Genomic DNA, 22930 nt, shown 5'->3' with positions numbered 1-22930 from the left:
CCATGTTCATCGAGACCGAAACCACGCCCAATCCCGCCACGCTCAAATTCATGCCGGGCCGCGCCGTCATGCCATCGGGCACGCGCGATTTCGCCTCGCCGGAAGAAGCGGAAGCCAGCCCGCTGGCACAGGCGCTGTTCGACACCGGCGAAGTGACCGGCGTTTTCTTCGGCGGCGATTTCGTGTCCGTCACTGCAGCGCCGGGCGTCAACTGGTCTGACCTGAAACCGCAAGTCGTCGCCGTTTTGCTCGACCATTTCGTCTCCGAAGCCCCGCTTTTCGCTGGCGGCGATGCAAGCGGTTTTACGGTCCCTCCCGAAGCCGACGACGCCGAAATGGGCGATGACGAGGGCACGGAAGATATCGTCGCGCAGATCAAGGAACTGATCGAAACGCGCGTGCGCCCTGCCGTGGCGAACGATGGCGGCGACATCCGCTATCGCGGCTTTCGCGATGGCGTGGTCTATCTGCAAATGCAGGGCGCGTGCTCCGGCTGTCCCAGCTCCACCGCCACCCTCAAGCATGGCATCGAAGGCCTGCTGAAGCATTACGTGCCCGAAGTGAGCGAAGTGCGCGCCGCGTGAACGAATTGGCCGGTCCTGCGTAGAGTCTCCCGAATACCAACAGGAGATTCCACCCGCATGACCGATACGCTTTCCGATTCCGCGCTCGACCTGATTTTCCGCGAGGCGCGCACCTATAATGGCTGGCACGACAAGGGTGTGTCGGACGAAGAAATCCACCAGATCTACGAATTGCTGAAAATGGGCCCGACCAGCGCCAACCAGCAGCCAGGGCGCTTTGTCTGGGTGCGTTCGGACGAGGCGAAGCAGAAGCTGGCCGATTGCGCGGATGAAGGGAACAAGGACAAGATCCTCGGCGCGCCCGTCACCGTCATCATCGGCTACGATATCGATTTCCATGAGCAGCTGCCTTGGCTGTTTCCGCATACCGATGCGAAAAGCTGGTTCGAAGGCGACGAGGAAGGCCGCAAAGAAAGCGCGTTTCGCAATTCCGCATTGCAGGGCGCGTATCTGATGATTGCCGCGCGCGCACTGGGCCTCGATTGCGCGCCCATGTCCGGCTTCGACCAGGACAAGACAACGCAAGCCTTCTTCTCCGACCAGCCGAAATACCGCGCCGACTGGCTGTGCTCCATCGGCCACGGCGACCGCACGACGATCTTCGAGCGCAGCCCGCGGCCCGAATTCGACACCTTCAACAAAGTGGTTTGATCGCAGCAGGGACTGGCCTTACAGGCCGGTCCCATGCCGACCCCGCTCCGCACTCTCGCCATCGAATGCGCGACCGAAGCGTGCTCTGCCGCGCTGTTCGAGGACGGTGCGCTGGTGGATGGGTTTTGCGAGGTGCTGGGCCGCGGCCATGCCGAGCGGTTGGTGCCGATGATCGCCGAATTGCCGGATAGGGGCCGCGCAGACCGCATTCTCGTATCGCTAGGCCCCGGCAGCTTTACCGGCGTGCGGATCGGCATCGCGGCAGCGCGCGCGCTAGGTCTTGCCTGGGGCGCGGAAGTGCTGGGTTATCCCACGCTGGAACTCGTCTGCGCGCGCAGTCGTCAACACACGCCGCGTGCCATTACCGTATGCATGAACGGCGGGCACGGCGAGTATTTCATGCAGAATTTCGATGCCGACGGGCAGGCAGAGGATGCCGTGCAATCGCTTTCGCCGGAGGATGCTGCGAAGCCCGCGCGACACGACGTTATCGCGGGCAACCGCGCCAAGGAACTGGCAGCGCTTCTCGGTGACGATCGCCTTGCCCTCGAATTGCTGCCGGATGCGAATTTCGCGAACCTCCTGCACGAAACCCGGCTCATTACCGATCTTTCCCCGATTTATGGCCGCGCGCCCGACGCCAAGCCGCAAGCGCCGCGCGCATGACCGACGCGCTCGATGCGATCATGCTCGTGATGGGCGAGGCGTTCGACAGCCGTTTTGGCGAAGCGTGGACGCGCAAGCAGGTGGCGGATTCGCTGGTCATGCCGGGCGTGCATTTCGTTCTCGCGGATAGGCACGGTGTCGACAATGTCGATATCGATACCGTCACCGGTTTCGCGCTCACCCGGCAGGCCGCCGACGAGGAAGAGATCCTGCTGATCGCCGTGCGCCCCGCCTCTCGCGGCACCGGCATTGCGCAGCGATTGCTGGAAGAGGTGATTGCGCGGGCAAAAATGCGCGACGTCCGGCACCTCTTTCTAGAAATGCGCGACGGCAATCCGGCGGAACATCTTTATCGCCGCTTCGGCTTTCAAAAGATCGGCCATCGCAAGGGTTATTATCGCGGCGCTGTCGGCGGGCCGCTGGACGCGATTACTTTCGCCCGGTCCATCGACTGACATCCGCCAGCCGGGCGATGCGACGAGACGCCCGCAATTTGCGGCGCGATCAAGTATCATATCGGGTCATACGGACTTTTACTTGCTATGCCGCTTGTCAATGCGGCTACGCTGCGCCATGGCCGGAGAGATCGCTTCTTGAAGAGAGCGACTATTTACGGTTCGCAATACAAAGGTTTTTACAATGGATACGAGCGATAACGGCACGAACGAGATGCTGATTACCCTCACCGCCGACATCGTGACTGCGCATGTCGCCAACAACAATGTCGAAGTCGATGCAGTGCCGTCACTGATCGAGAAAGTATACGGCGCGCTGTCCGGGCTCGGCGAAACGGTCAAAGAAGAAGAGCGTCCCGAACCGGCCGTGCCGATCCGCTCCTCGGTCAAGAAAGACCACATCGTCTGCCTCGAAGACGGCAAGAAGTTCAAGATGCTCAAGCGGCACCTGAAGACCGCCTATGACATGACGCCCGACGAATATCGCGAACGCTGGGGCCTGCCCGCCGATTACCCGATGGTCGCGCCCAACTATTCGGAACAGCGCCGCACGCTCGCCAAGGATATCGGCCTTGGTCGCAAGCCGGGCCAGAAGGTTGCACGCAAAGGCACGCGAAAGAAAAAGTAAACCGGCACCGGCATTTTTGCCGTGCTTGAGTGAAACGCCCCTTGGCCCTAAGGCTGCGGGGCGTTTTCTTTTTTTGCGGTACCGGGAAGAGCCTTGCACCAGCCCATCGATCTTGAAGCCCTGTGCGCCGAGCGCGGCCTGCGCATTACCGACCAGCGCCGCATCATCGCGAAAGTGTTGTCGGAAAGCACCGACCATCCCGATGTCGAGAAACTGCATGAACGTGCCTCTGCGGTCGATCCGAAGATTTCGATTGCGACCGTCTATCGCACCGTGCGGTTGTTCGAAGAGGCAGGCATTCTCGACCGCCACGATTTCGGCGATGGCCGCGCGCGTTACGAAGCCGCGCCCGAAGCGCATCACGATCACCTGATCGATGTGGAAACAGGCAAGGTCGTCGAATTCGTCGATCCAGAACTGGAAGCGCTGCAAAAGCAGATTGCCGAGAAACTGGGCTACCGCCTCGTCGACCACCGCATGGAACTATACGCCGTGCGTTTGGACCGCGACGAGAAAAACTGACCATGGCAGAGCCTGCGACGGAGCAGGACGCGGCTGGGCATCGGACGGTTCCCTGGTGGGGGTGGCCGCTCATCATTCTTCGCGTGCTCCTGATGCTCGCTCTCCTGATTTTCTGTGTGCCGCTACATTATCTGTGGCGACTGCTCGGCCTCGGCCGCACGTGGCCGCGCGTGTTCCTGACCGGCGTGGGTGTAGTCAGCGGCCTGCAAGTGCGCCGCCGCGGCAAGCGCGTGCCGGGTGCGCTTTTGCTGGCCAACCATGTCAGCTGGCTGGACATTCTCGCCCTCTCGCAGGCGGCCAACAGCGCCTTCGTCGCGCATGACGGCTTGGCGCAGTTTGGCTTCCTCAAATGGCTGTGCGAGATGAATGACACCATCTTCGTCGCGCGCCACCGCCGCTCCGATGTCGGCAACCAGAAGGAAGAAATCCGCGACGCATTGTCGCACGGCAAGACGCTGACGCTCTTCCCCGAAGGCACGACGAGTGATGGCACCGGTATCATCCCTTTCAAGTCGAGCCTGCTGGGCGCGCTGGAGCCGCTGCCCGAAGGCGCGGTCGTGCAGCCCGTGGCGCTGCTTTACGAAGATGCGCCCGAGGTGAGCTGGGTGGGCGAGGAGCCGGGCCTCGATAATTTCAAACGCATCCTTGCGCGCCTTCGTCCGATCCGGCTGGACGTGCATTTCCTGCCGCCCATCGCTGGCGACGATCTGGCGAACCGCAAGACGATTACGGCGGCTGCAAGCGAGGCGGTTGGCGGGGTGGTGAGCAGATCATAGCGCGTTGAACCGCGCGGCTCTTTCGCCTAAGGGCGCAGGTATCATGAAACCGACGAAATCCCCCAAGACCTACAGAGTCAAGAGCTTCGGCTGCCAGATGAACGTCTATGATGGCGACCGCATGGGCGAATTGCTGGAAGCCCGAGGCATCGCGCCTGCGTCCGAGGGCGAGGATGCTGACCTCGTGGTGCTCAACACCTGCCACATCCGCGAGAAAGCGACCGAGAAGGTCTATTCCGATATCGGCCGGGTGGAAAAAGCCGGTCGGCTCGCTCGCAAGAAGCCGATGATCGCGGTCGCGGGCTGCGTGGCGCAGGCCGAGGGCGAGGAAATCATGAAGCGCGCGCCTGCCGTCGGCATGGTGGTCGGTCCGCAGGCCTATCATCGCCTGCCCGACATGCTGGAGCGTGCGGTAAAGGGCGAACGGTCCACCGATACGGATATGCCGGAGGATGCGAAATTCGCAGCACTGCCGAAGCGGCGCAAGGTGGCCCCCACCGCTTTCCTCACTGTGCAGGAAGGGTGCGACAAGTTCTGCACCTATTGCGTAGTGCCCTATACGCGCGGCGCGGAAATATCGCGGCCTTACAGCGACCTGGTGGATGAAGCGGCGAAACTGGTCGATGCCGGTGCGCGCGAGATCACCTTGCTGGGCCAGAATGTGAACGCATGGAGCGGCGAAGATGACAAGGGCCGCGAAGTCGGGCTGGATGGGCTCGTTCGCGAGCTTGCGAAACTGCCCGATCTGGCGCGCATCCGCTACACGACCAGCCATCCGAACGACATGTCGGACGGGCTGATCGCTGCGCATGGCGAGGTCGACAAGCTGATGCCTTACCTGCATTTGCCGGTGCAGAGTGGTTCCGACAGGGTGCTGAAAGCCATGAACCGCAGTCACACCGCCGATAGCTATCTCAAGCTGCTCGACCGCTTCCGCGACGCCCGCCCCGATATCGCGCTGAGCGGCGATTTCATCGTCGGCTTCCCCGGCGAGACGGAAGCCGAATTCGAAGAAACTTTGGCGCTGGTCGACGCCGTGGGATACGCGGCAGCGTTCAGCTTCAAATACTCGCCCCGCCCCGGCACGCCCGCTGCCACCATGGCTGACCAGATCGCGCCCGACGTGATGGACGAGCGCCTGCAACGCCTCCAAGCCCGCCTCAACCGCGATCAGGCCGCGTTCAATGCCGCCAGCGTCGGCAGGGTCTGCGACGTTCTGGTGGAGCGCAAAGGCAAGCTGGAAGGCCAGTGGCTGGGCAAGTCGCCATGGCTGCAATCGGTGCATTTTACCGGCGATGCCGCCATCGGCGACATGGTTCGGGTCGAACTGACCGAGGCAGGGCCAAACTCGCTTGGCGCGCGGGTTTTGGAGAAAGTCGACGCTTAAGAGGGGCGCCGCTTATGTCCTTTTGGTAAACCGGAAGGAGGAACGGCGTGACAGTATCCCTTCCGCCAGTTGCACTGCAATTGTGACATCCTTGCTACTTTCCACCATCATCACTCCCTCCCCGGCTTGCCCTCGCGGGCTCTGCGCCTATCTTCCAGGGTGTTAGAGGAAAGGACTCGCCACAACCCGCATGGCTCGTAAACCCCATCGCGATGACGGCAACCACGCCGCCACGATCGCCCATCCCGAAGAACGCCGCGATGCCTCGCGCCGCGCCCGGGTAGAGGTCACTTTCGACGATCAGGCTGCCCTCGGTGCGCTGTTCGGCGAATTCGACGCCAATCTCGTACAGATCGAAAACCGGCTGGGCGTTTATATCGCGGCGCGCGGCGATACCGTCGCCATCGAAGGCCCGCAGGACGACGTGGCCCGCGCGCGCGATGTGCTCCTCAAATTGCATGAAAAGCTGCTGACGGGCGAGGAGATGGATGCAGGCGCCATCGAGGCGCTGATTGCCATGTCCAACGAGCCGACGCTGGACGGGATCATCACCGGCGATGCCAAAGTGCCGCCGATCATGATCCGCACGCGCAAGAAAACAATCACCCCGCGCAGCGCTACACAGGGCGATTACATGCGCCAGCTGGCCAGCCGCGATGTGATCTTTGCGCTCGGTCCGGCGGGCACCGGCAAGACTTATCTCGCTGTCGCGCAGGCGATCAGCCAGCTGATTACCGGCAGCGTGCAGCGCCTGATCCTCTCGCGACCCGCCGTCGAGGCAGGCGAGAAGCTGGGCTTCCTGCCCGGCGACATGAAGGAAAAGGTCGATCCTTACCTACGCCCGCTCTACGATGCGCTGTACGATTGCATGCCGCCGGAGCAGGTGGACCGCCGCATCGCCAGCGGCGAGATCGAGATCGCGCCGATTGCCTTCATGCGCGGGCGCACTCTGGCAGATGCCTTCGTGATCCTCGACGAGGCGCAGAACACCACGCGCGAACAGATGAAGATGTTTCTCACCCGCTTCGGCCAGAACAGCCGCATGGTCGTTTGCGGCGACCCGAAGCAGGTCGACATCCCGGGCGGCGACCGCATGAGCGGGCTGGCCGATGCGGTCGACCGATTGGAAGGCGTGGAAGGCATCGGCGTCACCCGCTTCACCAGGGCGGACGTCGTACGTCACCCCATCGTGGGCCGGATCGTGGAGGCGTATGAAGGCGAGGATGCTTGATACCTCGCCGCCCCATGCAGCTTGAAATCGACATCGAGGACTGGCCGGAAGGCGATTGGGAGGCGCTGGCCGAGCATGCCGCAGCCGCCGCTGGCGAGGTCGCGCCCGAGCTTGCCAATCCGCGCTTCGTAACCAGTATTCTTCTCACCTCGGACGCGCGGGTGCATGAGCTCAACCGCGAATGGCGCCAGCGCGACAAGCCCACCAATGTGCTGAGTTTTCCGATGCTCGCCCGTGAAGATGTGGTGCATCTCGATCCCGATGACGGGCCGCCGGAAATGCTTGGCGATATTGCCCTGGCCTATGAAACATGCGCGCAGGAAGCGAAGGCGAAAGGGATCGCCGTTGCAGACCATACCGCACATCTCATCATCCACGGCCTGCTGCACCTGGCGGGTCACAACCACGAGATTTCGGACGAGGAAGCCGACAAAATGGAGGCGCTGGAAGTGAAGGCGCTTGCACATTTGGGTATCGGCAACCCATATACCGGCACGATAAGCTGATTGGAGCATTGAGCAGGGCGATGCCCGACACAGACAGACCTGGCGATCCCCTCACCGGAGAATCGGAGAGTAGAAGCACCTCGGACAACGGCGGCAGCGGACTTTGGACGAAGATCCGCGGCCTGTTCGAGGAAACGCCCGACACCTCGCTGCGCGCGCAGCTGGAAGAGGCGATCGACGAGCACGAGGATGTATCGTCGAACGGCGATGCAAGCGATGCGACCGGCAACGACCTGTCATCCACCGAGCTCACCATGTTGCGCAACCTCTTGCATTTCAGCGAGAAGGATGCCGACGACGTGGCAATCCCGCGCAGCGAAATCATCGGCATTTCTGCCGAAATGCCGTGGGACGACATGGTCGCCCTGTTCGCCGATAACGGCCATTCGCGCATGCCCGTCTATCGCGACCAGCTGGATGACGTCATCGGCATGATGCATATCAAGGATGTGTTCGCCTATGTCGCCGGCGGCAAGACGCCGCCTGCCGACTGGACCGTGCTGATGCGCCAGCCGCTCTACGTGCCGCAGGCGCGCGGCGCGCTGGATGTGCTGGCCGACATGCGCGCGCGCCGGACTCACCTCGCCATCGTGGTGGACGAGTTTTCCGGCACGGATGGCATCATCACCATCGAGGATCTGGTAGAGGAAATCGTCGGCGACATCGAGGACGAGCATGACGAGGCGCCGCAACAGCTGATCGTGCCCATCGATGACGGCGTTTGGGATGCCGATGCGCGTGCCGAGCTGGAAGATGTCGCCGATATCGTCGGCGCACCCGACTTGGCCGAGGTCGAGGAAGCGGTCGATACGCTTGGCGGTCTTGCGTTTGTGCTTGCCGAAGAGGTTCCGCAGCCCGGGACGGTGCTGACACATCCCAGCGGCTGGACGATCGAAGTGACGGCGGGCGACGAGACCCATGTCACGCGGTTACGCCTGCACCGTCCCGCAAAGGTGGACGCTCCGGAAGGCGAGTAGGCGAAGCAAAAGCCTTTCTTTGCTGCGTTGCAGCAGAAAAATGGCGGGCCTTGCCGTTTTGCTCTCGACAGTCGGAGCGATAGTCTCGACAAAAGGGCTATGCGCCGCCTCCCTCCGCTACGGGCTCTCGAAGCCTTTATCCGCGTGGTGCGATTAGGGTCGGCGCGCGCGGCGGCCAATGAGCTGGGGCTCAGCCCCTCGGCCCTGTCGCGGCGGATCAGCAATCTGGAAAACTTCACCGGCCGCAAGCTCTTCTCCCGCTCGGGCCAGTCCATGCGGCTGACCGACGAAGGGCGACACTTCTACGATGCTGTCGCCCCGCATCTGGAATCGCTGGCGGCCGCGGTCGAATCGGAAAGCGAGAACCTGCAGGTGCAGCGCCTGCGCCTTGGCGTGATGCCGTTATTCGGCACGCAGCGCCTGTTCCCGCGGCTGGGCGAACTGCGCGCCACCCATCCGCGCCTGCATCTCGATATCGATACCGGCCCGCATCTGATCGACCGCGTGGGCGATACGCTCGATGCTGCAATCACGCTGACGCAAACGCCCGATCCCTCGCTCTATTCGGTGCAGCTCGATCATAATACGGTACACGCTATCGCCAGCACCAAGCTGGTGGAGGAGCTGGGCGACAAGCCAGATGCGAAGGCGCTGTCGAAGCAAACCTTCCTGCTGCACACCGATATGGTTGCCAGCTTCGATGCGTGGAAAGGCGCGATGGGGCTTGAACGGATGCAGCCTGCCGCCATCGACCATTACGATTCCGGACAGTTGATCCTCGAGGCCGCGGCGCAAGGCATGGGCATCGCCATGATGCATGACGACCATTTGGCGCGGAACAACGATCCGCGCCTGACGAAGCTCTACGACGTTGCCGTGGAAAGCCCCTATTCCTACTGGTTCGTATGCCGCCCGGCGGACCTGGAAGCTCGGCCGGTGCGCATCTTCCACGATTGGCTGGTGAAAGCGGGCCTCTAGATCGCTTCGCGCAGATGCGCAGGCAACGCATCTTCGACCACATCGACCACAGCACGCGCGCATTCTTGCAGCGGCACACCGGCGCAGTCGAGCCCTTCGCGCAATACCGACACGCCATTGCGTTGCAGGACGACATCTACCCGGTCCGCCTCTTTCCAAACAAACAGGTGCAGGCCCGCCTGCCGGTCGTAATCGGCGCGCAGCAGCCGCGACTGGCGTACCGCATCGTTGACCGCGCGGCGCATGGCGATGTCGGCGATGTAGAGGTTGATTGGCAGGGCGCGAGACACCGCTTCACCCTCTCGCGGGTCGGCCGGATCGTTCTGCGCCGGGGGCCGGCGGATGTCGGGGTTCTGCTGGAGCGAGGCGAGCGCATCCGGCTCATCGAAAGCGGCGATCCAAGTGAGGCAGTCGGCCAGGTGATGAACCGAATGGTCCTCCGCAGATCGGCAGTCGATCGGGCGGTAGATCTCGACAGGCTCACGCCCGAAATAGCGCCCGAAGCGCAGGAAGTCGCCGCGCTCGATAATCGCTGTGCGGTTGCCTGCGCGGTCATAAGCGGATCGGCGCGGCGCGTTATTGAAGACGACCGAGCGGGTTACGCTGCCGCCATTTTCGGCCACTGGGCTCAGCGACACGTAATGCGCGATGCCGCCGCCCAGAGAGTGGCCGGTGACGGTGATGACCTGCCGGCCTGCCCCGCGCCCATCGACCTGCGCTGCCACGGCGCGCGCGGTCTCCAGCCCGCGCATATCGTGGCGGGCGAGGATGTTGCCATTGACGGCATCGTCCCACAGCAGGTCCAGCCGCTGGGCCTCCGTGCCGCGATAGGCGATGATGGTTTCGGCCAGCCGGTCATCCTCGAACCGGTCGAAAATGGCATAGGCATAGCCGATACCGTCATTGCCATAGGTTTCACGCGCGACGATAGTGCCGGGCAGCAGGTACTCCTCCGGCGGGTCGGCATAGGCGTTGCTGGCAAGCTGGGCGTAGAGCCAGCTATGCTGCGCCAGCTCGCGCTCTTCGGAGGACCAGCCCCACTGCACATCGCTGCGCGGCAGGTCGGGCACGCTGCCGGTGATGGCGCAGCCGCCAAGCATGGCGGCCAGCCCCGTCAGCAGAGCGGCCCGACCGCTTCGCATCAGCCGACTGTGGCTTTTACGATCTTGCCCGGGCTCGCAGGCGGCTCACCCTTGGGCAGCGCGTCGACATGTTCCATGCCGCTCTCGACCTGGCCCCAGACGGTGTACTGGTTGTCGAGGAAGCGGGCATCGTCGAAGCAGATGAAGAACTGCGAATTGGCGCTGTTCGGATCCTGCGTGCGCGCCATGGAGCAAGTGCCGCGCACATGCGCTTCATTGCTGAATTCCTGCGCCAGGTTCGGCTTGTCGCTGCCGCTCATGCCGGTACCGGTGGGATCGCCGCCCTGGGCCATGAAGCCGGGGATCACGCGGTGGAAGACCACGCCATCGTAGAAGCCTTCCTTCGCCAGCTCGGTGATGCGCTCCACATGCTTGGGGGCCAGGTCGCTGCGCAGCTTGATGACGACGTCCTTGCCCTCGCCATCGCCTGTATCGAGGGTGAAGGTCAGCTTTTCATCGGCCATTCTATCGGTCTCCATTGCGTTGTTTGCCAGATTTGTTCGAGGCCACACATAGGGACCGTGGCGGCAATGTCACCCGCCCATGGCCGAGCGCGCTTGCTTTTGCGGTGCATCGCAATAGACACCGCGCCATGGCCGACACCGACCTTCAGGACCGCGACACAGCGCATGACGGCGAAGAACGCGTGGAGGAGCGCGTGCAGGGCGAAGGCGTGCAGTTCGACGAGGAGAACCGGCTGCGGCCCGAATTCGTCCGCGCGGTGCGCGAAAGCCTGCGCGACGACAACGAGGACAGCACCTACGACCTCGTAGAGCCGCTGCACCCGGCCGACATTGCCGACCTGTTCGAGCTGTTCGACCGGGAGGACCGCGCCTACCTCGCCAATGCCATCACCGACCTGATGAGCAGCGAGGTGGTGGCCGAGCTGAACGACTATGTGCGCGAGGACATGGTCGAGGCACTGCCCGCCGCCGCCGTGGCCGAGATCGTGGAACAGCTGGAGACGGACGATGCCGTCCAGCTGATCGAGGATCTCGACGAAGGCGATCAGCGCGCCATCCTGGCCGAGGTGGAGCCGGAAGACCGCGCCGCCATCGAAAGCGCCCTTACCTATCCGGAAGAGAGCGCCGGACGCCTGATGCAGCGTGAACTGGTCGCCGTGCCCGAGAGCATGACGGTGGGCGACCTCATCGATTACCTGCGCGCTGCCGATGACCTCACCACCGAATTCTGGGAGGTGTTCGTCGTCGATCACCGCTTCCACCCGGTCGGCACCTGCCAGCTGAGCTGGGTGCTGCGCTGCCCGCGCGACGTGGCGCTGACCGATGTGATGAAGCGCGACCAGACCCTGATCCCCACCGACATGGACCAGGAGGAGGTGGCGCTCCGCTTCCAGAAATACGCCCTCATCTCCGCCGCCGTGGTGGACGATAGCGGGCGGTTGGTCGGCCAGCTGACGGTGGACGACATCACCCACATCATCGCCGAGGAAGCCGGTGAGGATGCGCTGCTGCTGAGCGGTGCGGGCGAAGGCGATATCAACGAGCCGCTGCGCGATGCCTATTCCAGCCGCGTGCGCTGGCTGATCGCCAATCTCGGCACCGCCGTGGTCGCCAGCGCCATCATCGCCTATTTCGGCGCCGCTATCGAGAAGCTGGTGGCCCTCGCCGTGCTGATGCCGATCGTTGCCAGCATCGGCGGCAATGCCGGCACGCAGACCATGGCGGTGACCGTGCGCGCCATCGCCATGAACCAGCTGACCCGGTCCAACACCAAGCGCCTGGTTCTGCGCGAGCTGAAGGTGGCGCTGATGAACGGCGCGACCATCGCCGTGCTGATCGGCGCGGCCACCGCGGTGCTGTTCACCCCCGAACTGGGCGCGGTGATCGCGGCGGCCATGGTCATCAACATCATCATCTCGGGCATGGCAGGCGTGCTGGTGCCCGTCGCCTTCGACCGGATGAACCAGGACCCGGCGGTGGCCAGCAGCGTGTTCGTGACCATGATCACCGACTCGATGGGCTTCTTCGCCTTCCTCGGCCTCGCCGTAGCGAGCGGGCTGGTGAGCCTGTAGCACCGCTAACCTGGAGCACTTGGAGCACTGTCCTGGCGGAGAAAAGCTGGGTGGGCGCAGACGCGGTGTTTGGCTCGGAATTGCTGGGGTGGCGAGACAGGTAGACATGATCCGGCAAGGAACACGCCGTGGCATCTGTAGGACAGACCACGAGCCTCGCAAGATGCGAAGGGCATCGGTTGCTTCGCCCGATCGGGTTAAAAGAGTAGCGATCGTCGATCTGAAACGAGCCACTCGAAAGAGCACTTGCAGTACAAACTCTACATATGTAGATTGCGTGCATGCCAAGACGCTCCAATATCTCAAAACAAACGCGAGTCGCTTTGCTGGCGTTGCTCGAACGGCCGCAGGATTGGTGGCACGGATACGAATTGATGGAACGGACCGGAATCGCCTCGGGCACTCTCTATCCCATGCTGATCCGCCTGTGTGATCAGGATCATCTCGAAGCGCGATGGGTGCCGTCGCCACATAAGGGCCGGCCGCCTCGTCATGCCTATCGGCTTACACCGCGAGGCCTGGCGCTCGCCCGTTCCATTCCGACCGACATAGTTCCCCTTGCCAAGCTCGGGAAAGGATATGCACAATGACTGGGATAAAGAAATCCGGGGCGCGACGCTTGCTTGCTCTTGCTTTCCGGATCGCGCCGCCAGAGCGGAGACATTGGATCGAGGCGATGAACGCCGAAATCGATCATGTGCCAGATACGCAGCGTCTGCATTTCGCCGTCGGCTGTCTGCTTGCTGCCTGCAAAGTGCGCTTGGCTTCGCCGCTTGTCCTGCAAGCCGCCGCACGGAACGTCTTGATTGGCGGAGCGATGCTTTGGGCTGCCATGAACATCCGTTTCGCCGGGCGCATGTCTGTGTCTGATGCCGCGCTGCTGGAAACTTACGGATACTGTACAGCATCGCTGTTTCTTGTCGGAGCGATTGCTACGGCCAGGTTCGGTAATCGCGCCACAATCGGTCTCGCCACCCCCTTGATTGCCGCTATGATGGCAGCGGCGGCTTTTATCTATCTCGGCCTTGCATCGACGGCGACGTCGAAGCTCTATCTCGCGCTGATCGCGGAAAATCTCGGAGTTCTTCTCATCGCAGTGGCGATCGCAGGAGCCGCGGCCCGTTTCGCTCTCGCACGGACGGAGTTCAATTGATGCGCTTGCAAACCTTGGCTTTGGCGTTAGCCGTGATCGTTGGACTGCTTGGGGGCCTACACCTCGCGCTCACGCCCTTGGCTTATGCCGAGTGGACGATTGAGGCGCTTTGGTTTGTCGGCACAGGACTGGCCATCGTCGTAGCAGGCACTGCCAACTTCGTCGGATTTCGATCGTGGGGCTTGGGTGGCCAACGGATTTTGACGGCGATAAACATCGCCATGGGTTGCTACTTCGCGGCGGCCTGGCTGGTTCTGCCGGGGCCGCAGATTATCTTTGGCGTAATGCTGTTTGCTGGTTTGGCGACATGCTCATTGATCGCGGCGCGTTCCAAAGGGATTTCGAATCCGTCGTAATTTCCGATAGCTCCCATTAGGAGCACTAGCAGCCGCTCTTCACGAGCCCCACCCTTGCCCCGCCCCGCCTGCTTCCTATCTCGTCCCCCAATGTCGCTGCACCTGACCAAGATCGCTTTCGGCGCCAAGAGCTTTGCCGATATCGAGAGCTGGTATGCGCGGCGCAGCGGGCCGTTTCTCACCACGCGCTATCGCCCCGCATGGGAGGGAGCGCACAGAACGCCGTCTTGCCGGCTAAACTTTTCCGGAGCGCAGCACGGCTCCTATTCCGAAATATGATAGGGTGTTGCAGCCGATAGATATCGCTGGCGATGCGCCGGCTTCGCCTTCCATGTATCACAGGCACAACGCAAAACGGGGTTTTAGGCAAATGAAACGCAAGTTCCTGATCGTATTCGGCGTCCTGCTTGCCCTGCTGGCCGTCGCTGCCTTCACCATCTATTGGACATCGCCCAACAGGCATACCACCCCATCCCAGAGCGATGGTCTCGAATGGTCATATGCCGATGGCGTCCTGTCATCTCCGGCCCGTCCCTCGCTGGCGATGCGGATAGACCCCTCGCTGGACTATCTCGGCGGGCAGAAATTCGTGCTGTATGGCACCGCCAATGTCGAGCAGCATGTGTTCGCGCGCCGCTGGCCTGACGGTCGCGACCGTTCCATGCTGCTGATCCAGTTTGAAAGCGTGGTGGACGGTGTGGACTGGGCCTACGATTACTCGGCTGCCGAATATCGGACCGAGATCGACGGTGTGGACTTCTTTACCGATGCGGAGCCAGGGCAATTGCCGCCCATTTTCGCCAAGGGAGAGCCGGGCACCGACAGTTATCGCGCTGCCGTGCTGGCAGCGGATGCAGGCTTCGAGGCGCCGGAGGATTATGTCTGGCTGCGTTCCGTCCATATTCCCGATGCAGATGCCCGTTCCGAACTGCTCATCATCCTGCGCGACGATCTCTCGTCAGAGGGGGTGACGCGCGGCGAGCTGCTGCCTGGCGGCAGTGCGCATGATCGCTGGCAAGCCATTGCAGCGTCGCGGATGGCCGCGGTGGACGGGATGATAAGCTTTCCGGCTGAAGAGGGCGCGGCGTCAGAGCCTTGAGCCAGAGCGCCCTGCTTCCCATGTCATAGGCCACCATGCCGCTCCACCTCACCAAGATCGCTTTCGGCGCCAAGAGCTTTGCCGATATCGAGAGCTGGTATGCGCAGCGCAGCGGGCCGTTTCTCACCACGCGCTATCGCCCCACGCGGTGGCAGGAGTGCATCGGTGGGTCGCTGTTCTGGATACACGAGCATAACCTCGTCGCGCGCAGCCCCATCACCGGCTTTTCGGAAACCGACAATGGCCGTTGGCGGATCGAGCTTGAGCCGCGCCTCGTCAAGGTGCTGCCGCGCCCCAAGCGCGCGCATCAGGGTTGGCGTTACCTGAAGGGCGAACCGCCGCGCGATCTGGAGGATGGCGAGGATGTCGGCGATCTCATCCCGGGCAGACTGGCCGGAAAGTTGCAACGGCTCGGCCTGATCTGAAACGGGTTCAGCCATTGTGCACATAGGCTGTGCGAATGCGGCTCGCGATGGCGCGACATTCCGCGCCGACCGAAAGGATTTTTTCATGAAACTTGCCACCACTCTCGCCGCCGCTGCGGCGCTCGCTTTCCCCGCTGCCGCCATGGCGCAGGATTCCCACGCCGGTCATGGCGACCACGCGGGCCATGGCGAAGTCGCCAGCGCTACCGATGTCACCGAAGCGGAAATGACCGAATTCGTCGCCCTCGTGCTGCGCGGTCGCGGGGTGCAGAACGACGAAACGCTGAGCGAGACCGAACAGCAGGCTGCCTTCCTCGCGCTGATCAGCGAATCCGACATGGGCATGGCGCGCTTCATGGCGGTGTCGCAAGCCATCGGCGAGGACGAGGCGCTGCAGGCCGAAGTCCAGCAGCGCGTGATGAACGCTCTCGGCGCGCAATAGCTGCTCGACCGGAGCGCTATCCGGCCGCTCTTTATCGGAACTGCAAGGCGGGCTGCGCCGTTGATTGGCAAAGGAGAACACCAATGCCAGAACGCCAGTCCCGCCATCCCGATAACGAGCTGATCGACGATATCACGTCGGACATGTCGCCATCGCAAGGCAGCCGCTCGGGCGGCAATGTGTCGACCCGCGTCGGCACCCGCAGCGATGGCAAGCGCGCCAAGGATCCCGAAAATCGCGAACCGGTGGTCGGCAGCGACAATCCGGAACAGGATGCGATGAAGGGTCCGAAAACCCGCGCCGCGATCCAGGCTGAGGCCGAGAGCTAAGAGGCAGGCGCCTCTTCCATTTCGGCAATCTTGCGCAGGGCCGCCGCGAAATTCTCCGGCTCCTGCGCGCCCTGCAATCCATATTTGTGATTGACGACGAAGGTCGGGACGGCGGTGATACCGCCTTCCCGGCCTCTTTGTTCGTCCGCCCGCACCGCGAGCTGCATGTTCTCATTGTCGAGCGCAGCGGAGGCGGCCTCGCGGTCCAGTCCGCAATTCTCCACCAGTTCTAGCAGCACATCGCGGTCGCTTATCTTGCGGCGCCGCTGGAAATGCGCGGACAGCATGGCTTCCTTCAGCGCGGTCTGCTCGGCCGGGCCATGGGTGGCGAGCGCCCAGCGCAGCAGCACATGCGCGTTGAAGGTGTTCCACATCATGGCGGGCGGCGCTTCGCCTTCGCCTTGCCATTCCATCGGGAACCCGACCTCCTCGCCCGCGGCATTCATCTGCGCCTGCATGTCCTCGACCTGTTCGCGCGTGCGATCGTATTTGCGTGCCAGATAGGGCACGCGCTCCACACCTTCTGCGGGCATGTCGGGATTGAGCTCGAACGGCATCCAGCGCACGGTGACGTCGACCGCATCGCCGGCCAGCTTCGCGCCTTCCATAAAGCGGCGATAGCCAACCGCACACCACGGGCACATGACGTCCGACCAGATGTCGACGACGATGGGGAAGGGCTTGTTCATGCGGGTTTCTCCATCCACCATTTGACGAGGTGGTGCGCGATCGCTGCGGGATTGGCGGCGAGAAACAGGTCGGCATCGCGGCCTTTTGCCCACTCGCCGGCGATGTCCTCGCGGGTGAACCAGCGGGCATCCGCCAGCTCCGTTTCGTCCAGCCGACAATTGCGGCTATCGGCAAGGCTGTGGCAGCCGATCATCAGTTGCGAGGGGAACGGCCAGGGCTGGCTTGCAAGGTAGGAGGCATCGCGCACGGCAATGCCGGTCTCCTCCAGCACTTCGCGCGCGACGGCCTGCTCGACGGTTTCGCCCGGTTCGATAAAGCCGGCCAGCGCGGAATAGATACGGTCCGGCCAGCCTTTGCCGCGCGCCAGCAGCAGCGCGCCGTCATGCTCAACCAGCATGATGGCGACGGGATCGGTGCGGGGGAAATGCTGCGCCTCGCAAGCCGGGCAATCGCGCTGCCAGCCGCCCTTGGCGATCTGCGTCGGCGCGCCGCAATTGGCGCAGAAGCGGTGGCGGCCATGCCAGTCCACCAAAGCCCGCGCGGTGCCATAAATGGCGAGGTCTTGCCGCTCCATCCGTGACAGGGCGGCGATATCGACCTTTTGCGCGAAGGCAGGGCGATTGTCGCCCGCGCCCGTGACATGCGCGAACAGCGGACGGCACTGGCGCAGGCCGAGAAAGACCAGCTCCGCATCTTCGGGAAGGTCGGAAAGCGGCCGCATCGCCAGCCGCTCGCCATCCATCACCGGAGCCAGGCCATCCAGCCCAACGAGCAGCGCATCCGGACTGGCGCGCAGCGCTGCCAGCTGCTGCGGATCGGCGCGTATGTTGTCCGCGCGATCGAGCCCGTCCGCGGTGAAGGCAAGGGTCATCAGGTGGTGGCAGCAGCCATGGCATCGCGCAGGACGATGCGTGGGAAATCTGTCTGCACCGGCATGCTTTCGGCAGGCATGTATTGCGTCATCAAATTCATGCGCAGGCCGAGATTCATCTGCACGAGGCCGACCGTACCGGCCGCGCCTGCCCAGCCGAACACACCCTCGATCGGGCCGGAGCCGACCATGCCTGCAGCGCCGAAACCATATTCTTCCGTGCCCGTGCGGAAGCCGCCGCCACTGACAAGCGTATCGGGGAAGAGGTTGCTTGTGGCTGTGCGCACAGTGGCCTCCTCCATTACCCGCGTGCCCTCGATCAGCCCGTGGCCCGCCAGCATTTGCAGGAAGCGGTCGTAATCGCGCGGGGTAGAGACGAGGCCCGCCCCGCCAAAGGTCCAGGCAGGCTCATCCGCATAGATCGACATGGTTGGCGGATCGAGCGGCAGCGGGATGCCGCCCATGCGGAAATAGTTCGCCGTCAGCCGGTCAAGATCGCTGCGCGGCACGCGCCAGCCGGTATCTGTCATGCCGCACGGTTCGAAAATGCGCTGCTGCAGGAACTGCGTGAAAGGTTGCCCGCTCACCACCTCGATCACGTAGCCAAGCAGGTCGCAGCTGACCGAATAGAGCCAGCGCCTGCCCGGCTGGCTGACAAGCGGCAGCTCTGCCAGCCGGTCGGCGAATTCGGCCATGGTGGGCACCACTTCGCCGCTGAAGAATGCGCGCGCGGCGGGCAGCTTGCTCACCTGTCCGGGGATCAGACCTTCGCTGACGTAGGCCTGCTGGATCGGGCCGGACTGCACGATATTGTAGCCGAGCCCCGCCGTATGCGTGAGCAGGTGGCGGATCGTGATCGCGCGTTCTGCAGGCTCCAGATTATCCGCCGTGATCGCGCCGTCATACTGCTTTTGCACCTGCATGTTCGCGAAGGCGGGCAGGATGTCGGCCAGCGGCGTTTCCAGCGTGATGAGGCCGTCTTCCACCAGCATCATCGTGGCAATGCCGGTGACGGGCTTGGTCATCGAATAGATGCGATAGATACTGTCGGGCGTCACGCGGTCGCGGCCCTCGAAAGTGTGGGTGCCGCGCGCGTGGAACTGAGGCGCATCCTGCCGCCAGCCGAGAGTGGCGACCATATTGGCGACATGGCCGTCATCGACATACTCGTTCACCCAGGCCGCCGTCTGCGGCCAGCTGGCAGCAAACCCGCTTTGCGCGAAAGCGAGATTGCCGAAGGGCAGCGCCGTCGCCGCCGCGCCGCCGCCAAGCAGCGCTGCCCTGCGGATCAGGTCGCGGCGGCTGAGAGCGGGGTCGAAGGGCTTGGAAAAGTCCTGGAACATGGGTGGCGGCGTCCTTCGCGGCAGATGATGATTGCGGCGCAAGGCTTACGTTGCGATCTGCAACGCGGCAAGCTTGCAAGGCCTGGCTGTGTTACCTATCTATAACGCATGCTGAACATCATCTCGATCCTTATCGGACTGCTTTCGCTCATCATCGTCATTCCGGCGCAAATCCCGTTTCTGGGTTGGGCTAACTGGATTGCCCTGCCATTCGTAGTGGCGGGTGTCGTGATCGGGCAGCTTTCGCGAAGCAATAGCGGGCGCAATTTCTGCCTCATCGTGCTGCTGATCGCGGTTGTTCGCCTGATGCTGGGCGGCGGGCTGCTTTGATAGGCAGCGCCCCTCTTCTTCAGAGGAGGGGCAGCGAAACTTAGCAGCTTGCTGCCTAGTTGCAGCGGGGTGGTGCTGTCGCACCATCAACCACCCCCAATCCGCTGGCGCTACGCGCCGTCTTCGACTCCCCTTGAAAAGGAGGGCGGTTATTCGCGATCCGCCACCACCAGCCTTGCTGCCTTCGCGAAGAGCGTCGGCAGGCCGGCATCCTCGATCCTGTCGACCGGCCACCATTCGCCCTCGCCCACAGGCTTGGCGTTTTCGCCGGCATGGATGACCACGCCCATTTCGAGGTCGAAATGCGTGAAGCCGTGCCGCACGACCCCCGCCGCTTTCCACGCGCCCGGCACCGGCGCGTCCTCACTGCCATCTCCGCGCGAGGACCAGCCATCGTCGGGCAGAGCGCGCATGCCGCCCAGCATCCCCTTGCCGGGCCGTTTCACCAGCCAAACCTCGCGCGTGTCGCCTTCACCGCGTTGTATCCAGAACGCCGTGCCGGTGCGGCTGGGTTTCGCCTTTTTCTTCGCCTTGACGGGGAGCGCCACGGGGTCGCCCTCGGCGCGGCCCTTGCACTCGTCCATCAGCGGGCAGAGCAGGCATTTCGCATCGCGCGCGGTGCAGATGGTTGCGCCCAGGTCCATCATCGCCTGCGCGAAATCGCCCGCACGCTCATCCGGCGTGATGCCATCCGCCGCCGCGCGGATGGCCTTGCGCGCACCCGGCAATGGATCGCGAATGGCAAACAGCCGCGCGACCACCCGCTCCACATTGGCATCCACCACCACGGCGCGTTGGCCGAAGGCGATCGCGGCGACCGCTGCGGCGATATATTCGCCCAGCCCCGGCAGCTTGCGCAATTCGGCTTCGGTCTCAGGAAAGCCGCCCATCTCGGCCACCGCGCGCGCCGCCTTCACCAGATTGCGAGCGCGCGAATAATAGCCCAGCCCTGCCCATGCAGCCATCACGTCCTCGTCGGCAGCAGCGGCCAGCGCCTCTACCGTGGGCCACGTCTCGGTGAACTTGGCAAAATAGGGCGCGACCGCTGCGGTGGTCGTCTGCTGCAACATCACTTCGGACAGCCAGACGCGGTAGGGATCGGGCGCAGCCTCTCCCGGCCTCGCGCGCCAGGGCAGGCTGCGCGCATGGCCATCATACCAGTCGAGAAGCTTGGAAGAGACGGTGGCAGTCACGCCGCGCCTATGGCATGAGAGCCTCTCCCATGGAACGCGACGACACACCCAAACCGGGGAAGACCCGCAAGAAAAATCCTGCCAAAGGTGCCAGGCCTTACACCCGCCCGCGCGGCGGTCCGGCCAAGCCCGTGGCGGAACTGGTGCCGCAGATCGGGCGTGCGGCCTTTCGCCGCTTCGGCTTCGTGCAATCCAGCGTCGTCACCCGCTGGCCGGAGATCGTGGGAGAGCATCACGCCAAGGTGTGCTCGCCCGAAAGCATCCGTTTCCCACCCGGCGAAAAGAGCGACGGCATCATGCAACTGGTCGTGCTGCCCGCCCATGCGCCGCTGATCCAGCATGTGATCCCCGAAATCATAGAGCGCGTGAACCGCTTTTTCGGCTATCGCGCGGTCGCCAAGGTGAAGATGCGGCAAGGCGCGGTTAAGACGCACGATGGCAGTGGCAAACGCGCCGCGCCGCCCTCGCTCAAGCCCATACCTATGGAATTGGGCGACAGTCTGCGCGATATAGGGGATCCCGAATTGCGCGCCGTGCTGGAATCGCTGGCACAGAGCGTCGCCAATGCCGAGAAGGACGATACGGAATGATGCGCTGGGTTTTGGGGCTTGCCGCCCTTTTCCTGCTGCCCACCGCGCCTGCCATGGCGCAGAACTGGAATGCCGAGTTTGCTGATACCGGCCAGGGCATCCGTGTCGGTGATGCCGAAGCGCCGCTGCAGATCGTCAGCTACAGCAGCTATACCTGTCCGCATTGCGCCCAGTTCGAGCGGCAATCGGAAGCCGAGCTGCGCTATTTCTTCGTGCATGAAGGCTTTGCCGCGCTGGAAGTGCGCCACATGATCCGCAATCCGGTGGATCTTGCCGCCGCGCTGCTGACCGAATGTGGCGACACGGATCGCTTCTTCGACAATCACAAGGCCATCATGGCGAGCCAGCAGGATTGGCTGACGACCGCACAGGGCCTCACGCACGCCCAGATCCAGCGCTGGAATGCGGGCACCGTGCCTGCACGCATGCGGGCCATCGCCAGCGATCTGGGCTTTTACGACATCATGGAAGGGCGCGGCTATTCGCGCACCGAGATGGATCGCTGCCTGTCCGACCAGCCGAAAGCCGAAGCGATCAGCGCATTATCATCTGCCAATCTGGACGAATATCCGATCCAGGGCACGCCCAGCTTCGTGGTGAATGGAGAGCTGCTGGAAGGCGTGCACAGCTGGGAAGGCCTGCGCGCCGTGCTGCAAGCGATCCGCACCGGAGCCTCCGCGCCGCAGGAATAAGGGGAAAACCCTGTGCAAAAGCGCGCTTTCATCCGTAAAGGCGCTTTTCAAAGCCATTTCACGCAGGTCTAATTCGAAGCTCGCTTCCGATGGGACCGATCATGACAGGACGTTTACGCATGACCATTTCCCGCCAATTCGCTTTCGCCACGCTCGCCGCGCCACTGGCGCTGGGCCTTGCGGCCTGTTCGGGCGAGGCCGAGACCGAGCTGGAAGAGCGCGGCCCGATCGACGCCATCGAAGCGCCCGAAGGCACAAACTGGCTCGAAACGGTCGAGGTGACCGATTACGATGGCTACCTGCTGGGCAATCCCGACGCGCCGGTGAAAGTGGTCGAGTATGCGTCGCTCACATGTCCGGCCTGCGCGCAATTCTCCGCCAACGGCGCCAGCCAGCTGAAAGAGCAGTATGTCTCCACAGGCGTGGTGTCCTTCGAGTTGCGCAACCAGGTGCAGAATGCCTTCGACCTGACGCTGGCCGCGCTGGTGCGTTGCTCCGCGCCCGAAAGCTTCCACCCGCTGGCCGACCAGGTCTGGTCCAACCTACCGCAATTCTCATCCCAGTTTGGGGCTGCGCAGCAGGCCATCGTCGCCAATAATGTGCCCGAAGACCAGATCTACGTCGCCGCGGCGCAGGAAACCGGCATGCTCGATTTCTTTTCCGCCCGCGGAATCAGCCGTGACCAGGCCCGCGCCTGCCTTTCCGATGTCGAGAGCGTGCGCGCCATCGGCGATCGTTCGGACGAGCAGAGCGAGGAGCTCCAGGTGACCGGCACGCCCACCTTCTTCGTCAATGGCGCGCGGGTGGACGGCATTCGCTGGGCCGATCTCGAACCCGTCTTGCAGACCGCCGGCGCGCGGCCGGCGATGTAAGGCAAGC

The 22930-nt window shown here is 63.3% G+C and carries 31 protein-coding genes; 25 read left to right on the top strand and 6 right to left on the bottom strand.

Annotated elements, in window-relative coordinates:
* Window positions 1-2: 2 nt before the first annotated feature.
* The 12 genes from BMF35_RS07235 (at window position 3) to BMF35_RS07180 (ending at window position 9361) form a co-directional block, all read left to right on the top strand.
* Complete coding sequence (locus tag BMF35_RS07235) at window positions 3-584, top strand: NifU family protein (RefSeq protein ID WP_047006413.1); 582 nt, start codon at window positions 3-5, stop codon at window positions 582-584.
* A 57-nt stretch (window positions 585-641) separates the two neighbouring features.
* Window positions 642-1235, top strand: coding sequence for a malonic semialdehyde reductase (locus BMF35_RS07230; protein ID WP_047005366.1), 594 nt, complete (start codon window positions 642-644; stop codon window positions 1233-1235).
* Window positions 1236-1268: 33 nt separating this feature from the next.
* Window positions 1269-1901, top strand: coding sequence for a tRNA (adenosine(37)-N6)-threonylcarbamoyltransferase complex dimerization subunit type 1 TsaB (tsaB, locus tag BMF35_RS07225; RefSeq protein WP_047005365.1), 633 nt, complete (start codon window positions 1269-1271; stop codon window positions 1899-1901).
* Window positions 1898-2356: a GNAT family N-acetyltransferase gene (locus BMF35_RS07220; protein WP_047005364.1), complete on the top strand. Its 459-nt coding sequence runs from the start codon at window positions 1898-1900 to the stop codon at window positions 2354-2356. The genes tsaB and BMF35_RS07220 overlap by 4 nt, the downstream gene beginning before the upstream one ends.
* 184 nt (window positions 2357-2540) lie before the next feature.
* On the top strand, window positions 2541-2984 hold the full coding sequence (locus BMF35_RS07215) for a Ros/MucR family transcriptional regulator (protein ID WP_047005363.1): 444 nt from the start codon (window positions 2541-2543) through the stop codon (window positions 2982-2984).
* Between the two features lie 93 nt (window positions 2985-3077).
* Complete coding sequence (locus tag BMF35_RS07210; protein WP_047005362.1) at window positions 3078-3506, top strand: Fur family transcriptional regulator; 429 nt, start codon at window positions 3078-3080, stop codon at window positions 3504-3506.
* A gap of 2 nt (window positions 3507-3508) precedes the next feature.
* A complete protein-coding gene (locus BMF35_RS07205; protein ID WP_047005361.1) occupies window positions 3509-4282 on the top strand; it encodes a lysophospholipid acyltransferase family protein in 774 nt (257 codons plus the stop codon).
* Window positions 4283-4325: 43 nt separating this feature from the next.
* On the top strand, window positions 4326-5669 hold the full coding sequence (gene miaB, locus BMF35_RS07200; protein WP_047005360.1) for a tRNA (N6-isopentenyl adenosine(37)-C2)-methylthiotransferase MiaB: 1344 nt from the start codon (window positions 4326-4328) through the stop codon (window positions 5667-5669).
* Window positions 5670-5859: 190 nt separating this feature from the next.
* Window positions 5860-6900, top strand: a complete 1041-nt coding sequence (locus BMF35_RS07195; RefSeq protein WP_047005359.1) for a PhoH family protein — start codon at window positions 5860-5862, stop codon at window positions 6898-6900.
* A gap of 14 nt (window positions 6901-6914) precedes the next feature.
* The gene (gene ybeY, locus BMF35_RS07190; RefSeq protein WP_047005358.1) at window positions 6915-7406 is read left to right on the top strand and encodes an rRNA maturation RNase YbeY; all 492 of its coding nucleotides are present in this window, start codon (window positions 6915-6917) and stop codon (window positions 7404-7406) included.
* A gap of 20 nt (window positions 7407-7426) precedes the next feature.
* Window positions 7427-8383: a hemolysin family protein gene (locus BMF35_RS07185; protein ID WP_047005357.1), complete on the top strand. Its 957-nt coding sequence runs from the start codon at window positions 7427-7429 to the stop codon at window positions 8381-8383.
* Between the two features lie 99 nt (window positions 8384-8482).
* Window positions 8483-9361, top strand: a complete 879-nt coding sequence (locus BMF35_RS07180; RefSeq protein ID WP_071961191.1) for a LysR substrate-binding domain-containing protein — start codon at window positions 8483-8485, stop codon at window positions 9359-9361.
* Here BMF35_RS07180 and BMF35_RS07175 read toward each other — a convergent pair.
* Complete coding sequence (locus tag BMF35_RS07175) at window positions 9358-10503, bottom strand: alpha/beta hydrolase family protein (protein WP_047005356.1); 1146 nt, start codon at window positions 10501-10503, stop codon at window positions 9358-9360. The two genes, BMF35_RS07180 and BMF35_RS07175, sit on opposite strands and share 4 nt — an antisense overlap.
* Window positions 10503-10967, bottom strand: a complete 465-nt coding sequence (locus BMF35_RS07170; protein ID WP_047006411.1) for a peptidylprolyl isomerase — start codon at window positions 10965-10967, stop codon at window positions 10503-10505. Before BMF35_RS07170 ends, BMF35_RS07175 begins: the two co-directional genes overlap by 1 nt.
* A gap of 128 nt (window positions 10968-11095) precedes the next feature.
* Between BMF35_RS07170 and mgtE the strand changes: the two genes are divergently transcribed.
* From mgtE to BMF35_RS07125, 9 genes are all read left to right on the top strand, one after another.
* Window positions 11096-12538 (top strand): magnesium transporter, encoded by a 1443-nt coding sequence (gene mgtE, locus BMF35_RS07165; RefSeq protein ID WP_047005355.1) that lies wholly within the window; start codon window positions 11096-11098, stop codon window positions 12536-12538.
* Window positions 12539-12819: 281 nt separating this feature from the next.
* Window positions 12820-13128 (top strand): PadR family transcriptional regulator, encoded by a 309-nt coding sequence (locus BMF35_RS07160; RefSeq protein ID WP_071961190.1) that lies wholly within the window; start codon window positions 12820-12822, stop codon window positions 13126-13128.
* Window positions 13125-13691, top strand: a complete 567-nt coding sequence (locus BMF35_RS07155) for a hypothetical protein (protein WP_156172013.1) — start codon at window positions 13125-13127, stop codon at window positions 13689-13691. Before BMF35_RS07160 ends, BMF35_RS07155 begins: the two co-directional genes overlap by 4 nt.
* Window positions 13691-14047: a hypothetical protein gene (locus BMF35_RS07150; protein WP_047005354.1), complete on the top strand. Its 357-nt coding sequence runs from the start codon at window positions 13691-13693 to the stop codon at window positions 14045-14047. The genes BMF35_RS07155 and BMF35_RS07150 overlap by 1 nt, the downstream gene beginning before the upstream one ends.
* A gap of 90 nt (window positions 14048-14137) precedes the next feature.
* A complete protein-coding gene (locus BMF35_RS13865; protein ID WP_071961189.1) occupies window positions 14138-14326 on the top strand; it encodes a hypothetical protein in 189 nt (62 codons plus the stop codon).
* 91 nt (window positions 14327-14417) lie between these two features.
* Window positions 14418-15146 (top strand): hypothetical protein, encoded by a 729-nt coding sequence (locus tag BMF35_RS07140; RefSeq protein WP_047007944.1) that lies wholly within the window; start codon window positions 14418-14420, stop codon window positions 15144-15146.
* A gap of 35 nt (window positions 15147-15181) precedes the next feature.
* Window positions 15182-15571, top strand: coding sequence for a DUF1489 family protein (locus BMF35_RS07135; RefSeq protein ID WP_071961188.1), 390 nt, complete (start codon window positions 15182-15184; stop codon window positions 15569-15571).
* 85 nt (window positions 15572-15656) lie between these two features.
* A complete protein-coding gene (locus BMF35_RS07130; protein ID WP_156172177.1) occupies window positions 15657-16013 on the top strand; it encodes a hypothetical protein in 357 nt (118 codons plus the stop codon).
* A gap of 83 nt (window positions 16014-16096) precedes the next feature.
* On the top strand, window positions 16097-16342 hold the full coding sequence (locus BMF35_RS07125; protein WP_047007490.1) for a hypothetical protein: 246 nt from the start codon (window positions 16097-16099) through the stop codon (window positions 16340-16342).
* Here the strand turns inward: BMF35_RS07125 and BMF35_RS07120 are convergent.
* The 3 genes from BMF35_RS07120 to BMF35_RS07110 are packed head-to-tail and all read right to left on the bottom strand — an operon-like array spanning window position 16339 to window position 19246.
* On the bottom strand, window positions 16339-17031 hold the full coding sequence (locus BMF35_RS07120) for a DsbA family oxidoreductase (protein ID WP_162199243.1): 693 nt from the start codon (window positions 17029-17031) through the stop codon (window positions 16339-16341). The two genes, BMF35_RS07125 and BMF35_RS07120, sit on opposite strands and share 4 nt — an antisense overlap.
* On the bottom strand, window positions 17028-17903 hold the full coding sequence (nudC, locus tag BMF35_RS07115) for an NAD(+) diphosphatase (RefSeq protein ID WP_047007488.1): 876 nt from the start codon (window positions 17901-17903) through the stop codon (window positions 17028-17030). Before nudC ends, BMF35_RS07120 begins: the two co-directional genes overlap by 4 nt.
* Window positions 17903-19246 carry a serine hydrolase domain-containing protein gene (locus BMF35_RS07110; protein WP_047007487.1) on the bottom strand — a complete coding sequence of 448 codons (1344 nt, stop codon included), beginning with the start codon at window positions 19244-19246 and terminating at the stop codon, window positions 17903-17905. Before BMF35_RS07110 ends, nudC begins: the two co-directional genes overlap by 1 nt.
* A gap of 108 nt (window positions 19247-19354) precedes the next feature.
* Here BMF35_RS07110 and BMF35_RS07105 point away from each other — a divergent pair, with 108 nt between their 5' ends.
* Window positions 19355-19576, top strand: a complete 222-nt coding sequence (locus BMF35_RS07105; protein WP_047007486.1) for a hypothetical protein — start codon at window positions 19355-19357, stop codon at window positions 19574-19576.
* 149 nt (window positions 19577-19725) lie between these two features.
* On the opposite strand, the gene BMF35_RS07100 is transcribed toward BMF35_RS07105, so the two are convergent.
* A complete protein-coding gene (locus tag BMF35_RS07100) occupies window positions 19726-20769 on the bottom strand; it encodes an A/G-specific adenine glycosylase (protein WP_047007485.1) in 1044 nt (347 codons plus the stop codon).
* Between the two features lie 29 nt (window positions 20770-20798).
* Here BMF35_RS07100 and BMF35_RS07095 point away from each other — a divergent pair, with 29 nt between their 5' ends.
* The 3 genes from BMF35_RS07095 to BMF35_RS07085 all read left to right on the top strand — a co-directional run bounded on the left by BMF35_RS07095 (window position 20799) and on the right by BMF35_RS07085 (window position 22923).
* Window positions 20799-21359: a DUF721 domain-containing protein gene (locus tag BMF35_RS07095; RefSeq protein WP_047007484.1), complete on the top strand. Its 561-nt coding sequence runs from the start codon at window positions 20799-20801 to the stop codon at window positions 21357-21359.
* Window positions 21356-22051, top strand: coding sequence for a DsbA family protein (locus tag BMF35_RS07090; RefSeq protein ID WP_052766116.1), 696 nt, complete (start codon window positions 21356-21358; stop codon window positions 22049-22051). Before BMF35_RS07095 ends, BMF35_RS07090 begins: the two co-directional genes overlap by 4 nt.
* A gap of 119 nt (window positions 22052-22170) precedes the next feature.
* Window positions 22171-22923: a thioredoxin domain-containing protein gene (locus tag BMF35_RS07085; RefSeq protein ID WP_156172176.1), complete on the top strand. Its 753-nt coding sequence runs from the start codon at window positions 22171-22173 to the stop codon at window positions 22921-22923.
* Window positions 22924-22930 lie beyond the last annotated feature (7 nt).

The organism is Aurantiacibacter gangjinensis, from assembly GCF_001886695.1.
In the GTDB taxonomy this organism is placed as follows: Bacteria; Pseudomonadota; Alphaproteobacteria; order Sphingomonadales; family Sphingomonadaceae; genus Alteraurantiacibacter; species Alteraurantiacibacter gangjinensis.
The sequence above is the reverse complement of the archived record's forward strand: the minus strand, read 5'-3'. Positions and strand labels throughout refer to the sequence as shown.

Excerpts from the sequence above, each read along its gene's own strand:
- BMF35_RS07235 (WP_047006413.1), top strand. The coding sequence starts at position 3 with ATGTTCATCGAGACCGAAACCACGCCCAATCCCGCCACGCTCAAATTC.
- BMF35_RS07230 (WP_047005366.1), top strand. The coding sequence starts at position 642 with ATGACCGATACGCTTTCCGATTCCGCGCTCGACCTGATTTTCCGCGAG.
- tsaB (WP_047005365.1), top strand. The coding sequence starts at position 1,269 with ATGCCGACCCCGCTCCGCACTCTCGCCATCGAATGCGCGACCGAAGCG.
- BMF35_RS07220 (WP_047005364.1), top strand. The coding sequence starts at position 1,898 with ATGACCGACGCGCTCGATGCGATCATGCTCGTGATGGGCGAGGCGTTC.
- BMF35_RS07215 (WP_047005363.1), top strand. The coding sequence starts at position 2,541 with ATGGATACGAGCGATAACGGCACGAACGAGATGCTGATTACCCTCACC.
- BMF35_RS07205 (WP_047005361.1), top strand. The coding sequence starts at position 3,509 with ATGGCAGAGCCTGCGACGGAGCAGGACGCGGCTGGGCATCGGACGGTT.
- miaB (WP_047005360.1), top strand. The coding sequence starts at position 4,326 with ATGAAACCGACGAAATCCCCCAAGACCTACAGAGTCAAGAGCTTCGGC.
- BMF35_RS07195 (WP_047005359.1), top strand. The coding sequence starts at position 5,860 with ATGGCTCGTAAACCCCATCGCGATGACGGCAACCACGCCGCCACGATC.
- ybeY (WP_047005358.1), top strand. The coding sequence starts at position 6,915 with ATGCAGCTTGAAATCGACATCGAGGACTGGCCGGAAGGCGATTGGGAG.
- BMF35_RS07185 (WP_047005357.1), top strand. The coding sequence starts at position 7,427 with ATGCCCGACACAGACAGACCTGGCGATCCCCTCACCGGAGAATCGGAG.
- BMF35_RS07180 (WP_071961191.1), top strand. The coding sequence starts at position 8,483 with ATGCGCCGCCTCCCTCCGCTACGGGCTCTCGAAGCCTTTATCCGCGTG.
- BMF35_RS07175 (WP_047005356.1), bottom strand. The coding sequence starts at position 10,503 with ATGCGAAGCGGTCGGGCCGCTCTGCTGACGGGGCTGGCCGCCATGCTT.
- BMF35_RS07170 (WP_047006411.1), bottom strand. The coding sequence starts at position 10,967 with ATGGCCGATGAAAAGCTGACCTTCACCCTCGATACAGGCGATGGCGAG.
- mgtE (WP_047005355.1), top strand. The coding sequence starts at position 11,096 with ATGGCCGACACCGACCTTCAGGACCGCGACACAGCGCATGACGGCGAA.
- BMF35_RS07160 (WP_071961190.1), top strand. The coding sequence starts at position 12,820 with ATGCCAAGACGCTCCAATATCTCAAAACAAACGCGAGTCGCTTTGCTG.
- BMF35_RS07155 (WP_156172013.1), top strand. The coding sequence starts at position 13,125 with ATGACTGGGATAAAGAAATCCGGGGCGCGACGCTTGCTTGCTCTTGCT.
- BMF35_RS07150 (WP_047005354.1), top strand. The coding sequence starts at position 13,691 with ATGCGCTTGCAAACCTTGGCTTTGGCGTTAGCCGTGATCGTTGGACTG.
- BMF35_RS13865 (WP_071961189.1), top strand. The coding sequence starts at position 14,138 with ATGTCGCTGCACCTGACCAAGATCGCTTTCGGCGCCAAGAGCTTTGCC.
- BMF35_RS07140 (WP_047007944.1), top strand. The coding sequence starts at position 14,418 with ATGAAACGCAAGTTCCTGATCGTATTCGGCGTCCTGCTTGCCCTGCTG.
- BMF35_RS07135 (WP_071961188.1), top strand. The coding sequence starts at position 15,182 with ATGCCGCTCCACCTCACCAAGATCGCTTTCGGCGCCAAGAGCTTTGCC.
- BMF35_RS07130 (WP_156172177.1), top strand. The coding sequence starts at position 15,657 with ATGAAACTTGCCACCACTCTCGCCGCCGCTGCGGCGCTCGCTTTCCCC.
- BMF35_RS07125 (WP_047007490.1), top strand. The coding sequence starts at position 16,097 with ATGCCAGAACGCCAGTCCCGCCATCCCGATAACGAGCTGATCGACGAT.
- BMF35_RS07120 (WP_162199243.1), bottom strand. The coding sequence starts at position 17,031 with ATGAACAAGCCCTTCCCCATCGTCGTCGACATCTGGTCGGACGTCATG.
- nudC (WP_047007488.1), bottom strand. The coding sequence starts at position 17,903 with ATGACCCTTGCCTTCACCGCGGACGGGCTCGATCGCGCGGACAACATA.
- BMF35_RS07110 (WP_047007487.1), bottom strand. The coding sequence starts at position 19,246 with ATGTTCCAGGACTTTTCCAAGCCCTTCGACCCCGCTCTCAGCCGCCGC.
- BMF35_RS07105 (WP_047007486.1), top strand. The coding sequence starts at position 19,355 with ATGCTGAACATCATCTCGATCCTTATCGGACTGCTTTCGCTCATCATC.
- BMF35_RS07095 (WP_047007484.1), top strand. The coding sequence starts at position 20,799 with ATGGAACGCGACGACACACCCAAACCGGGGAAGACCCGCAAGAAAAAT.
- BMF35_RS07090 (WP_052766116.1), top strand. The coding sequence starts at position 21,356 with ATGATGCGCTGGGTTTTGGGGCTTGCCGCCCTTTTCCTGCTGCCCACC.
- BMF35_RS07085 (WP_156172176.1), top strand. The coding sequence starts at position 22,171 with ATGACCATTTCCCGCCAATTCGCTTTCGCCACGCTCGCCGCGCCACTG.